This window comes from Candidatus Symbiothrix dinenymphae, assembly GCF_001431085.1.
The window spans coordinates 20,619-34,137 of the sequence record NZ_BBRU01000223.1 but is presented as its reverse complement, the minus strand read 5'-3'; the positions used below and the strand labels follow the sequence as shown (position 1 = coordinate 34,137).

Genomic DNA, 13,519 nt, shown 5'->3' with positions numbered 1-13,519 from the left:
GCTTGACGGCAGGATTGCAACTCTCTCTCTAATTTTTCTTCGCGCTTCGTTTTCATAAATTGCTATTATTTAATTGTTTATAAGGCGCAAAGGTAGTGCTTTTTGATGAGTTTTGCAAATCCGTTTGCACACCCTACCCGTAGGGATTATAGCTCGGTAGAAATGGAATGCCTCCCCCCATTCCTGCATCCCGTAGGGATGCAACATCATCCGCAAACGGTTGCATCCCTACGGGATGCAGGGTGGAGGTGAGAATTGGCTTTTCTACCGAGCTATAATCCCTACGGGATAAAAGGCTATGTATATTTGTCCCTATTTTTTTTTACATTCCCGCTGCGATAATTAGCCCCAAGCCTGCAATGAACAGCGCAAACATGGCATAGAGATAGCTGTTAGTGCCGTGCGGCGCATCCTTAAACTCTTTCCAAATAATAACGCCCCAGAATGCGGAAACCAAGGTGGCTCCTTGTCCCAAGCCGTAGGAAATGGCGGCACCGGCTTTACCGGCTGCTATCAGGCTGAAAGCATTGCCAAGTCCCCAGATTAGACCGCCCAATATACCTACCCAATGGATGTTGAAACCGCCTTTGAAGTAGGCTTTGTAACTCACCGGCGTACCTTCAAACGGTTTTTTCATCACTATGGTATTGAAAAGAAAATTGCTGACAAACACACCGCAGGCAAAAATAAACATCGCAGTATAAGGCGTCATTTTACCAATGGCGGGACTGACGAAATTCTCCAAATCCATTGATGCCGCTACAAAACGGTAGAAAAACGACATCAATACACCGGCTAACAACGACAGTATGATTCCTTTGGAGGATACCGTCTTGGTTTGTTTTGCCATTTTGTTATATGCCAGCGCATTCAATATGATAGCGGCTGTAACCAATGCTACTCCGCCGAACAGCAACGCCGGATTGCCTGTTGACTGTCCGATGTAATTGATGATTACACCCAAAACCAATGCCAACCCTATGCCAACGGGAAATGCCACCGACAAGCCGGCAATGGCGATGGCTGCCGATAAGAGAATATTCGCTGCATTGAAAATAACGCCGCCCAGAAAGGCACTGCCGATATTCCCCCATTCAGCCTGTGCCAAATCGGGAATAAAACTGCGCCCCTCAGAGCCGATACTGCCCAGCGTAAAAGCCGAAAGCAACGAAAACAACAGGATTCCAATCACATAATCCCAATAAAACAACTCGTAACGCCATGTTTTGCCTGCCAGCTTCTGTGTGTTTCCCCACGACCCCCAGCACAACATGGTAATAAAGCAAAAAATAATTGCCAAAAGATAATTATTAACGATAAACATATTCTTTAATTTTTAATGATAAATTACTATTTTTCAATTCTCAATTCTTGTCTGTAAGGTGCTGATGCCTGTGCCCCCATTCGTGTTACTGAGATGGCTGCGGCTTTGCAAGCTATTTTGACCGCATCAAGCACAGACAGTCCTTCGGAAATACCGACACACAATGCACCACAGAAAGTATCTCCGGCAGCGGTAGTGTCCACTGCCTTTACTTTTTCGGCAACTACTTCGTGGAAGCGGTCGCCTTCTTTGATGAGTGCTCCCTGTGCGCCAAGCGTCAGCACAACGATGTCCACCCCTTTGGCACTGATAGCGGTCGCGGCGGCTTTTGCCGTTGTCCAATCGCTTACCTTTATGCCCGACAGAATTTCCGCCTCGGTGCTGTTGGGAATGATGATATGCAGGCTTTGCAGCAACTTATCCGACAATTTTTGTGCCGGTGCCGGATTGAGTATCACTTTTATGCCTTTGCGGAAAGCCATCTCAGCCGTATATTCCACCGTTTCCAAAGGGATTTCCAACTGCATCAGCACGATAGACGCCGATTCGATTTCAGGTTGCGCTGTGTCGATGTTTTCGGGACTTAATGTACCGTTGGCGCCGGAAGCTACCACTATGCAGTTTTCGCCTTTCGCATCGACAGTGATAAGCGCCACGCCGGACGGATTTTCCGCATCGGAAAAGATATAATTCGTTCCAATACCTTCGGCTTTGTACAGTTCTACCGATTGTTTCCCGAAAAGGTCATTGCCTGTTTTGGCTACAAAACTTACGTTACCACCCAGACGCGCCGCAGCAACCGCCTGATTAGCACCTTTGCCTCCGGGATTCATCAGAAATGTTCCGCCGAGAATTGTTTCGCCCGGAGCCGGAAGCCGTTCCGACTTGATGACCATGTCGGTATTGCAACTGCCTACCACTACTATCCTGTCATTATTATCCATTTTTTTTCCTGAATTTGCTGCAAAGGTAAGCAAAATTATATTAAAAACAAATCATACCCTGAAAATTCATAACTCATAACTCATAACTCATAACTATTTCGTACCTTTGCGCTTTCAACAACAAAAAAAATAGATGACATTTAAAGAATTAGGTATTATTGAGCCGATATTGAAGGCTCTGCTCGACAAGGGATATGACGTTCCAACCCCCATTCAGAACCAAGCCATTCCACCGGCATTACGCAAACAAGACATTTTGGGATTAGCGCAAACGGGTACCGGCAAGACCGCTGCTTTTGTTATTCCCATCATCCAGCACCTGCATCGCGACAATAACCCGTGCAAAGGCATTAGAGCATTGATTCTCACGCCTACGCGGGAATTGGCGATTCAAATCAGCGATTGTATTCACGATTATGCCAAATACACGGCTATCCGCCACACGGTTATTTTTGGCGGTGTCAAACAACAAGCGCAAACCGACGCGCTTCGGCGCAACGTTGATATATTGGTTGCTACGCCCGGTCGCTTATTGGACTTAATGAAACAGGGTTACATCAAATTAGACACCATTCAACATTTTGTGTTGGACGAAGCCGACCGGATGCTGGATATGGGCTTTATCCACGACATCAACCGCATTTTGCCGAAGTTGCCGAAGGAAAAGCAAACTTTGTTTTTCTCTGCCACCATGCCTGCCGCTATCGCAACGCTTTCGAGTTCTATTTTGCATCATCCGGTGCGGGTGGAAGTGTCGCCCACGTCTTCGGTGGTGGACACCATCAAGCAAAATGTGTATTTTGTGGAAAAAGAGGGAAAGAAAAACTTGTTGATTCAGTTATTGAAAAAACAACGCCCGCAGTCCGTCCTGGTCTTTTCCCGCACAAAATATGGTGCGGACAAAATTGCCCGTATCCTGTGCAAAGCCGGTATCGGTAGTCAGGCTATTCACGGCAACAAGTCGCAGAATGCCCGCCAAACAGCCCTCACCGACTTCAAATCCAACAAAATCAGCGTATTGATTGCGACCGACATCGCCGCGCGGGGCATCGACATCGACCAATTGGAGCTGGTCATCAATTACGATATACCAAATGTGCCCGAAACCTACGTGCACCGCATCGGACGAACCGGTAGAGCCGGAAATACCGGAATGGCACTCACTTTCTGCTCGCAAGAAGAACGACCGCTACTGCACGACATTCAAAAATTGATTGGAAAAACATTGCCGATGCTACCTCTTTCCGCATCATAGACGCAAAAATGAGGTCAGCCGACAAAGCCAATTATTTTCCTATCGTGCTAATCACATATTCATAACTGTACGAATCGCCCAGCAGTCGATATGGCTCGTGTGGCAAAGCACCCCAACTATTATCGCCGCCAAGCCCGCGTTGCAACAAATCGACATTCAAGAATACGTCTTTTCGCGGTGTCACATCGCTTGGGTGCGTGTTTTTCTTTGACGTGCCGAAGTCCAAATCCTCTGCCGGATTGTGGGCTACTTTCACGCTTAGCGGTTGTGTGCCTGTGATTTTGATGCCTGCGCCGTCGCTGTTGGTGAGCGTCAGCCACCGGACGTCGGTGTGGTTGCCGTTTTCCTGCGGGCGGACGTAGTCAAATGACTGTTCGGCAACCGTGCTTTTGTAGATGCCTACAAAAGAGGATGTGTTTCTATCCGAATAGTTTTCCCACGGACCTCTGCCGTAATATTCAAAATTGTCAAATTCGGGGGAGAGGCGCAATTGTGTACCGAAGCGTGGCATTTCGGGCAAGCCTTTTTTGCCCGCTTGCCACGAAATGTTCACTTTCACAGAGCCATCGCCCGCAATGGTGTAGCGCACCGTGTAGGGGCTTGACACGTCATTCAGCGTATAATCAGCCGTGAGGACGACTTCGCTTGCCGTTTTATTGACCGCAAAATTGTTCAGCGTTTTGTTGCGTCCTGCCTGCTTCCAAACATTGGCTATGGCGGGATAGTTGTTGCCGTAATCGTTGTCGATGGGTGCGCGCCAGAAATCGGGCTGCGGACCGGATGCCACGAGGCGGTTTTTGCCGTAGGTATAGCCATCCAATGCGCCGTTGCGTTTGTTGAAATAGATTGTTACCTCTCCGGCTTTCAATATCACCGTTCTGTCATCGTCTTTCTCGACTTCGACCGTGCCGGAGGCAGATTTTTCAGTAAAAAAGTTGTTCGCCGATAGCGCAAACTGTTCGCGGGCTATTTCGTGACCGGCGGGCACCATTTCCGTCTCTTGCTTGGTGTAGGCATAGATATTCAGATAGTATTCTGTGCCTGCCATCTTTGTCAGCACCACGCGCGGCAGGGCGATGGTGGCATCCTTTTTTGTGCCGGCGGCTTGCGCGATATTCAGGGTGCCTTCGGCGGCTTTTTCGCCGTTTTTCAGCAGTTCCCATTTGAAAGCGTAATTGCTCAAATCGTTGTACAGAAAGCGGTTTTCGATGGTGATGATGCCCTTCGACAGGTCTTTGGCGTGAAAGAGAATATCCTGATACACCTTTTTTACTTCATTCAATCCCGGATGCGGCTTGCGGTCGGGGGTAATCAGCCCGTTGGCGCAGAAATTCTGGTCGTGAGTGTATTGATAGCCGCCGATGTCGCCGCCATACGCCCAATAATCGCGCCCGCTGTCGTCTGTCGCCTTGATGCCCTGGTCAACCCAATCCCAGATAAATCCGCCCTGCATGTGTGGCGAGGAGGCGATGATGTCGAAATATTCCTGAAAATTGCCGCTACTGTTGCCCATCGCGTGTGCATATTCGCACATGATGAACGGGCGGGTCACATCGGTGCGGGCAGCATAGCGTTTCATGTGGTCAATGCCCGGATACATGGGGCACACGATGTCGGTGTTCGCCGCCTCGCCCGCCTGTTCAAATTGTACGGGGCGGGAGGGGTCGCGCTCTTTCAGCCATTTGTATATTTCGGGGAACACCGTGCCGTTGCTGCACTCGTTGCCCATGCTCCAAATGATGACGGACGGGTGGTTTTTGTCGCGCTCCACGGCACGCACCATGCGGTCTTTGTGCGCCTCCGCCCATTCGGGGAAGTTGGCGACATTCTGCGGTCCGTAGCCCAATCCGTGCGATTCGATGTTGGCTTCGTCCACGAGGAAGATGCCGTATTCGTCGCAAAGTTTGTACCACAGCGAGCTCTCGGGGTAGTGACTCGTGCGCACGGCATTGATATTGTGCTGTTTCATCAGGGCAATGTCGCGGCGCATAGTGGCTTCGTCCTGCACGTGCCCGTTGGACGGATTGTGCTCGTGGATGTTCACACCGCGCACCAAAATGGGTTTGCCATTGACCAGCAACTGTGCGTTTTTGATTTCCACCTTGCGGAAGCCGATTTTGGAGGAAGTTACCTCAATTGTTTTGCCTGAAGCATCCTTCAATGTTAATAGTAATGTGTATAAATATGGTGTTTCATTGCTCCACAGACGGGGCGAAGGAATTGTCTTTGCAAAATGAGTATCTTTTTTTGTTTCCGCATAAACGGTTTTACCCGCAGCATCCAACAATTTAACCTCTATTGTATTTTGCGCCACAGAGGAATAATTTTTCAGCGTCACATCCACCGAAAACAGCCCGTTCTTATACGCATTGTCGAGGTCGCCCTTCGCAAAATAATCCTGAATGCGAATTTGGTCGGTGCTGTAGAGATACACGCTACGGTCGAAGCCCGACAGCCGCCAAAAATCCTGGTCTTCCAAGTACGAGCCGTCGCTCCAGCGATAGCCCTCAATAGCCAGTGTGTTTTTGCCCTGCTTGATGTACTTTGTGATGTCGAACTCGGCGGGGCTTTTCGTCACTTGGCTGTAGCCCACTTTTTCGCCGTTCACCCAGATATACATGGCAGCCAATCCGCTCTCGAAATGCAGAAACACGCGGCGACCGTCCCATGCTTTGGGTATGTCGAAATCGCGCACATAGCAGCCCACAGGGTTGTCGCTGTGGTCGATGTAGGGCGGATTTTTGGGATGCGGATAGGTGATGTTGGTGTAAATAGGCGTGCCAAACCCCTGCAATTCCCAATTGCCGGGCACCTTGATATTGTCCCACTTGCTCACATCGTAGCCCGCCTTGAAGAAGCCTTCGGGCTTGTCGGCAGGTCGTTTGTGCCAATTAAACTTCCATGTACCGTCCAAAGACAGGTAGTAGGGCGAGGCAGAGTAAACATCCGCAATCGCTTGCTGTTCAGTACTGTACGGCAGGGCGGTGGCGCGAGCCGGCTCCTTGTTGATGCCGAAAATTTCGGGATTTTCCCATTCGGGAGTTTGCGCGCGGGCAGTTCCCAAACTAAGGAACGCAAGCCCTGTAACTAACATTGTTCGTTTCATATTATTGCTGATAAAGTCTTACATAATCAATTTCATACCTCAGCGGGAAAGTCGCCGAATATGCTGCAAATTTACGATTTTTTTTTCAATTGACGCATTATTTTTATCACGCCAACTCCACCACCGTGACGCCCGCCCCGCCAAACTCCACATGCTCATCCTGATAATTGGCAATGCCGGAGGCGGTGTGGAGATAGTCGCGGGTGATTTGGCGCAACGCGCCGGTGCCGGTGCCGTGCAGAATGCGGACGCGCCCGACATTGCATTGAATCGCGTCGTCGAGGTAATACATCAGGGCTTGCAGGGCTTCGTCGGCTCGCATCCCGCGCAAGTCCAATTCCATACTGAAATTTTGCTTTTTGGCAGACAGCGTGTCGGCACTGTTGGCAAGTATGATTTGCGGGCGGGATGCCTCTTTTTTCAGCCGGTTGCGGCTGGTTTTTTCCAATTGGCTGATTTTGCTCGTCGTTTTTAATGCACCGAAGGCTACTACGGCGTTTTTGCCCTGTATTTCCAGCACTTCGCCCGCCGTTTGCTGCCCGCGGATGCGGACGGTGTCGCCGATGGCGATGGGTGCGTTGCGGACAACACTGTCGGCATTGTCATTGCGGGCTTGACCCGCAATCCCCTGCGAGAGATGCTTAATCGGGAGGGGGTTGCGGGTCAAGCCCGCAATGACAGGTTGTGGCAAGGATTGTTTAAATTTTGTCAATTCCTGCCGCGCCGCCTTCGTCCGTTCCTTCTCCGCCTGTGCCTCTTTGATTTCGCGGATGGTTTTTTCGATGGTGGCGTTGGCTTCGGCGAGGAGTTTTTCGGCTTCTGCTTGGGCTTGGGCGATGATTTCTTTGCGTTGGGTTTCTACCTTGTCGAATTTGGCGGTGTAGCGTTCGGTCAGTTCTTCGAGGTGTTTTTCCTGTTGGTGGATTTTTTGCCGCTTGTTTTCCCAATATCGTTTGTCGCGGACGATGTCTTGCAGGTATTTGTCCATCGCGACATAATCCTGTCCCACGATGTCGGAGGCTTCGGCAATCACGTCTTCGGGCAGGCCTATTTTGCGGGCTATTTCGATGGCAAACGAACTGCCGGGGTTGCCGATGGAAAGGCGAAAAAGCGGCTGCATCTCGTGGCGGTCGTAGAGCATCGCGCCATTGACCACTCCCGCGTGGTTTTCGGCAAACGATTTGAGGTTTTGATAGTGCGTGGTGATAATGCCAAAACTGCCTTTGTCGTTGAAACGGTGCAAAAGAGCCTCAGCGATGGCTCCCCCAATCTGCGGCTCGGTGCCGCCACCAAACTCGTCAATCAGCAGCAGCGAGTGGGCAGACACGTTTTTGACCATCACCTTCATATTCGTCAAGTGCGAACTGTATGTGCTCAAATCATTTTCGATAGACTGCTCGTCGCCAATATCCAAGAAAATATCCTTGAAAATACCGACTTTGGAGCGCTCATCCACCGGAATCAACAGCCCCGATTGCAGCATATATTGCAGCAGCCCGACGGTTTTCAAAAGCACCGATTTGCCGCCGGCGTTGGGACCGGAAATGATGAGAAGCCTTTCACCCTCTACCCCATACCTTTCACCCTCTACCTTATACCCCTTACCCAGCTCCAAATCCAACGGCACCACCGGCTTGCCCTGTTTGCGGTGCGAAAGCAGTAGCAGGGGGTGAATGGCGTGAATCCAGTCTATAAGCGGCTGATTTTCTACCGTTGGCAAGGTGGCGTCGATGCTTAGGGCGAACAGTGCTTTGGCGCGGATAAAGTCGATTTGTGCCAAAAATTGGTAGGATTCGCGGATTTCCGGTGTCAGCGGGCGAATTTTGTCGGTGAATTGTGTCAGGAGGCGGATGATTTCGCGCCTTTCCTCGCTTTCCAGTTCGCGAATCTTGTTGTTGGCTTCCACCACCTCGGCAGGCTCGATGAAAACGGTCTTTCCGGTGGCGGATTCGTCGTGCACAATGCCGCGTAGCTTGCGTTTGAAAGCGGGCGAAATCGGTATCACGAGCCGCCCGTCGCGCATGGTGGGAGCCACGTCTTTTTCGACCAGCCCCTCCGCCTGCGCACTCCGCAAAATGCTGTTGAGCGTCTTTGAAATGCTGTTGGCAGTCTGCGCCAACTGCCGCCGAATCTCTCCCAATTCGGGCGAAGCACTATCCTTAACGTGCCCAAAAGCATCAAGAATCCGCTCAATCTGCCTGCACAAATCGGGAAAGACGGGCACGTCGGCAGCCAAAGCCTGCAAATGCGGGAAATAGCCCCCCTTGCCCCCCTCAGGGGGGAGAGGCGTTGTGAAAAATTTCACGATAGCATTGATAGTATCCAGCGACCGCTTAATATCAAACAATTCATTTTCAAGCAAATAAGTGCCATCAACTCGAATTTTCTTTAATGCTTCGCGCACATCAAAAAAGTTGTCGGACGGGAAAGCGTCGGCATCGCGCAGCACCTGTGTCATCTCCGAAGTCTGATGCAGCAAAGTCCGAATCGCCTTCGGCTCGGCAGAAAAAGCCATCTCCTCCACCTTTTCTGTTCCTAAGGGCGAGAGGCAACGCGCCGCCAGTAGTTGGCGGATGTTGTCGAAGGCTATTTTTTGTTCGTAATTTTGGGGGTAAATCATTGGATTTTTTATTAATTTTCTTCCTGATAATAGATTTTGTAGAATTTGCGCCCATTTTCGTCGATGCCTTGTTCTATTAAATCCCGATTACCACGAAATTAATGTCTAAAAAACTTTTCTATTAGCTCCTGCAAAGAGGTGATTTTATTTCCCACTTCCATAGTTTTATTCATCGTTTTCCTCCTCATAATTAAATTCTACTCTACTTTGTAACACTATTTCGTCAAGTATTTTATTCAAATAACCTTTCTTAATTGCCTCTTTAAAGCGAACACTCAATGTTGGAATATTGATAACTTCTTCAATACAAGCCATATATTTGTCAACTATTGCATTGATTGAATAGGTTTTATTTGCATTGTCTTGTATTTTTTTCAAAAATTCTTCGTTACTCTCTTCCGATTTGATAATGAACGAAATGGGATATTTCTGTATTTTGTCAATGTCGAGAAAATATTTTTTGAAATCCAACGTTTCTGTAACTTGAAAAAATCTGCCTAACGGCTTCATTACAAAATCAATACCGCCATCATTGGCATTTGTTCTGCCCGTCTTGTATAAAGTCAGATTTTCCTTATTGAGTTTGTCTATTTCAAAACCCCAATAAATTTGCCGGTCGTGATAGTAATATTTTAAAATAGAATAACTTACAATTTCAAACAGTCGTGCATCAATATTTGTGGCAAGCAAACCGATAATAAATTTTTCGGCTTTTTGCGGCGATTTTGTTCCTATCTTTTGCAGTTCTTCACAAGATTTTACAAACCTTTGAAACGCATCTTCTTTCGTTTTAATGTATTCATCTATGATTTCAATAATTGCAGTTGCAAGATTGAACTTTTTGTTTTCGACCGTGATTTTCAACAAATTTTCATTTATCCAATAGCGATTTGTTTCAAGATTGCGAAGAATAGGAATGTACTCTGCATTAGGAAAATATTTTTGAAATTCAGCATTCATTCGGTTATTCAAAGCGTGATTTTGAAGTTTGCTGCCAAACGGCAATGCTCTCTGTCTTGCAAAAAGATTGCTAAACAAAGCTCCTTTGTAAGTCGAATAATCGCCTTGTGTATCAAAACCCTTTGTAATATAATCTTCTATGATTACATAAATAGCATAAAGATTGGCAAAACTGCCTCTTGCTTTTGAGCCACGATTGGCGGAACGAGTTTTCTCGTTCAAATATTGAATTAGTAAACTCTTTTCAAAAATGGGTTCTGCATTTTTGCCAAAATCCTTTTTCAGAATTTGCTTGATATTATTAGTAAATGTATGTTCCATTTGGCTGTTTCTCAAATAAATTTAAACTTAGCGTATGAAATTTCGCTGTTTTATTTTCAAATGTTCGTAACTCTTTTTGCAGTTTTTCGCCTTTGTATTCATCGGCTATTCCCAAGCGGCGTAATCCGATTTTTACATATTCTTCCTGCAATTCAATTCCGATTGATTTTCTGCCTAACTGTTTGGCGACAAAACTTGTTGTAAAAGTTCCCGAAAATGGGTCTAAAACGGTATCGCCAATATTTGAACTTGCTTTTATTATTCGTTCCAATAATGCTATCGGTTTTTGGGTTGGGTGGTTTTCGTATTCGTCCATTCGATAGCGAACGCGGGCAAACTCCCAAACATTACCCGGAACTTTTTCAGAACTGTAAACTTGCGGCGGATTTTTGCGATAATCAATCAATTTGCGTTTTGCACCTGTTTTTGCTTCCACCAAAATATCATTCGCATTAAATGTGTAATTATCGGGGTTTTTTACACAAAATAAAATTGGTTCGTACATTGAACCGTAATAATTTTTTGCTTGTACACCCGAACTGTCATAATACCAAACCAAACGCGAAAGGATAGTTAATTTTTTCCGTAGAAATATATCAAAATAAGGCATAAACTGTGTTGAAGTCATAATGTACATACTTCCTGTTGATTTCAATTTTCCAATACACAGGTTAATCCATTGATAACACCAATTAAGATAATCCTCGTCTGTTGCCCATTTGTCTTTATGTCCATTAAAATTTTTACCGATATTGTAAGGCGGGTCAACGAAAATCAAATCAACAGAATCATCGGGCACTTCGGCGGATAAAATTTCCAACGAATCGCCTTGTACTATTTTATTATTTTGGCATTCAAAAATTTCCATAGTGTTAATTGTTTACATTTTTCATTTCAAATAAGCATCAAACCACCGAAAAAACTCCCTGTAAAACAGCACCCCATTCTGCGGCTGCGAAATCCAGTGGTTTTCGTTGGGATAGATGAGGAGGCGGGAGGGGATGCCTCGCAGTTGGGCGGCGTTGAAGGCTTGCATGCCTTGTGAGGCGAGGATGCGGTAGTCTAATTCGCCGTGCGAGATGGCTATGGGGGTGTCCCATTTTTCTACGAATTTGTGGGGGGAGTTGGCGAACGAGCGTTGTGCGGTGGCGTTGGTTTTGTCCCAGAATGCGCCGCCTAAATCCCAGTTGGCGAACCACATTTCTTCGGTTTCGAGGTATTGCGCTTCTACGTTGAAGATGCCGGCGTGTGCCCAGAAGGCTTTGAATCGCTTGTTGTGGTTGCCCGCCAGCCAAAAGACGGAAAAGCCGCCGTAACTGGCTCCGGTGCAGCCCAAGCGCGTTTCATCCACAAACGGCTCTTTTGCCAGCGCATCAATCGCGGAGAGATAATCGCGCATATTTTGCCCGCCGTAGTCGCCGCTGATTTGCTCGTTCCATTTCTGACCGAAGCCCGGAACGCCGTGGCGGTTGGGTGCCACGATGATGTAGTCGTGCGCCGCCATCACTTGGAGGTTCCAGCGCGTAGACCAGAATTGGCTCACCGTGTTTTGCGGACCGCCCTGACAATACAAAATCGCCGGATATTTTTTCGTGGGGTCAAAATCGGGCGGATACATCACCCACGTCAGCATATTTTCGCCCGTGGTGGTTTCAATCCAGCGTTCTTCCACGCGCCCCATCGTGATTTGAGCCAGCAGGTCGATGTTTTCTTGCGAAATGTTGGTTTGCTTGCCATTCGCGAGGTTCACCGCATACACTTCGGGCGGGCTGCTCATGGACTTGCGCAGACCAATCAATGTGTTGTTGGCGTATGCTACAGAGGCGTAGTCGTGCACGCCTTCGGTGAGTTTCGTGATGGATTGTTCGTTGGGCAAGACCGGAGCCAACGCATCCACCTTGAATAACTGGTTGGTACCCAATTTGTTAGCCACAAAATAAATCGTGTGGGCTTTGTCCCAACAAAAGGCATCCACATTGTAGTCGAAATAGGGTGTCAGGTCGTGCCTTTCGCCTGTGGAGAGGTTTTGAACGAACAGACGATTTTTGTCCGCCTCGTAGCCATCACGCGCCATGCTCTGCCACGCGAGGTATTGACCGTCTGCCGAAAATTTGGGGTTTTGGTCGTAGCCCATCATGCCTTCGGTCAGATTTTTGGTCTTTTTCGTGGCTATTTCATAGAGGTAAATGTCTGAATTAGTGGATTTTGCATACTCTTTGCCTGTTTTTTTGCGACAGGTGTAAGCAATCGTCTTGCTGTCGGGCGACCATGCCAACTGGTCGATACCACCCCAGGGGCGCATCGGCGATTCAAACGGCTCGCCTTCCAGCAGGTCGATGATGTTAATTAATCCTTTGGAAGCGTCAAAATCGGCTACAAAGGGGTGGGGAATTTTTTCCACCCACTCGTCCCAATGCTTGTACATCAGGTCGTCAATAACGCGTCCGCTGGCTTTGTCGAGGTCGGGATAGACTTCCGAACTTGGCGTGACGGACGGCACAGTGCTGATAAACAGCACTTTTCTGCCATTGGGCGAAAACCGAAAGCTTTCAATCGGGCTACTGTACATCCCAATTTGCTTTCGTCCGCTGCCATCCGCAGCCATTGCCCACAGTTGGTCGTTGTAGATAAACGCAATGCCTTTGCCATCGTTAATCCACTGCACATCGCCCTCGCTTTTCGCCGAATGCGTGATTTGCCGCCTGTGAGTGCCGTCAATATTGACCGTAAACAGTTCGCGGTTGCGTTTGTTCAGCGCAATATTGCCGTAGGACACACCGTAAAGCACGGTTTTCCCATCAGGCGAAACAGCACCGGTGCTCACCTGCCCAAACAGATGCATCGCTTCGCCGCTCAAGCGACCGTTAGCAACAACCGACTTGAAACTATCACCGGTCGTTTTTTTGATGACAACATTCGAATTTTTGTTGTCCTTGTTTGTGGGCTGGCAGGCAGCGCATAAAGTTATCATACCAATGAATAACGTGTT

General features: G+C 48.0%; 9 protein-coding genes. 2 read left to right on the top strand and 7 right to left on the bottom strand.

Annotated elements, in window-relative coordinates; all coding sequences use genetic code 11:
* Window positions 1-102: 102 nt before the first annotated feature.
* A complete protein-coding gene (locus tag ASC50_RS07115; protein ID WP_158648340.1) occupies window positions 103-252 on the top strand; it encodes a hypothetical protein in 150 nt (49 codons plus the stop codon).
* Window positions 253-322: 70 nt separating this feature from the next.
* Here the strand turns inward: ASC50_RS07115 and ASC50_RS03140 are convergent, their stop codons facing one another.
* Window positions 323-1,324 carry a GRP family sugar transporter gene (locus ASC50_RS03140; RefSeq protein WP_056928691.1) on the bottom strand — a complete coding sequence of 334 codons (1,002 nt, stop codon included), beginning with the start codon at window positions 1,322-1,324 and terminating at the stop codon, window positions 323-325.
* Window positions 1,325-1,350: 26 nt separating this feature from the next.
* Window positions 1,351-2,268 (bottom strand): ribokinase, encoded by a 918-nt coding sequence (gene rbsK / locus ASC50_RS03135; RefSeq protein WP_056928690.1) that lies wholly within the window; start codon window positions 2,266-2,268, stop codon window positions 1,351-1,353.
* 133 nt (window positions 2,269-2,401) lie between these two features.
* Here rbsK and ASC50_RS03130 point away from each other — a divergent pair, with 133 nt between their 5' ends.
* Window positions 2,402-3,523, top strand: coding sequence for a DEAD/DEAH box helicase (locus ASC50_RS03130; protein ID WP_056928689.1), 1,122 nt, complete (start codon window positions 2,402-2,404; stop codon window positions 3,521-3,523).
* A 31-nt stretch (window positions 3,524-3,554) separates the two neighbouring features.
* On the opposite strand, the gene lacZ is transcribed toward ASC50_RS03130, so the two are convergent.
* The 5 genes from lacZ to dpp5 all read right to left on the bottom strand — a co-directional run bounded on the left by lacZ (window position 3,555) and on the right by dpp5 (window position 13,501).
* Window positions 3,555-6,629 carry a beta-galactosidase, LacZ type gene (gene lacZ / locus ASC50_RS03125; RefSeq protein WP_056928688.1) on the bottom strand — a complete coding sequence of 1,025 codons (3,075 nt, stop codon included), beginning with the start codon at window positions 6,627-6,629 and terminating at the stop codon, window positions 3,555-3,557.
* A gap of 106 nt (window positions 6,630-6,735) precedes the next feature.
* Window positions 6,736-9,249, bottom strand: coding sequence for an endonuclease MutS2 (locus tag ASC50_RS03120; RefSeq protein ID WP_056928687.1), 2,514 nt, complete (start codon window positions 9,247-9,249; stop codon window positions 6,736-6,738).
* A 165-nt stretch (window positions 9,250-9,414) separates the two neighbouring features.
* Window positions 9,415-10,530, bottom strand: a complete 1,116-nt coding sequence (locus ASC50_RS03115; protein ID WP_056928686.1) for a hypothetical protein — start codon at window positions 10,528-10,530, stop codon at window positions 9,415-9,417.
* On the bottom strand, window positions 10,511-11,398 hold the full coding sequence (gene yhdJ / locus ASC50_RS03110) for an adenine-specific DNA-methyltransferase (RefSeq protein ID WP_056928685.1): 888 nt from the start codon (window positions 11,396-11,398) through the stop codon (window positions 10,511-10,513). Before yhdJ ends, ASC50_RS03115 begins: the two co-directional genes overlap by 20 nt.
* 21 nt (window positions 11,399-11,419) lie before the next feature.
* On the bottom strand, window positions 11,420-13,501 hold the full coding sequence (dpp5, locus tag ASC50_RS03105) for a dipeptidyl-peptidase Dpp5 (protein WP_056928684.1): 2,082 nt from the start codon (window positions 13,499-13,501) through the stop codon (window positions 11,420-11,422).
* Window positions 13,502-13,519: the final 18 nt, after the last annotated feature.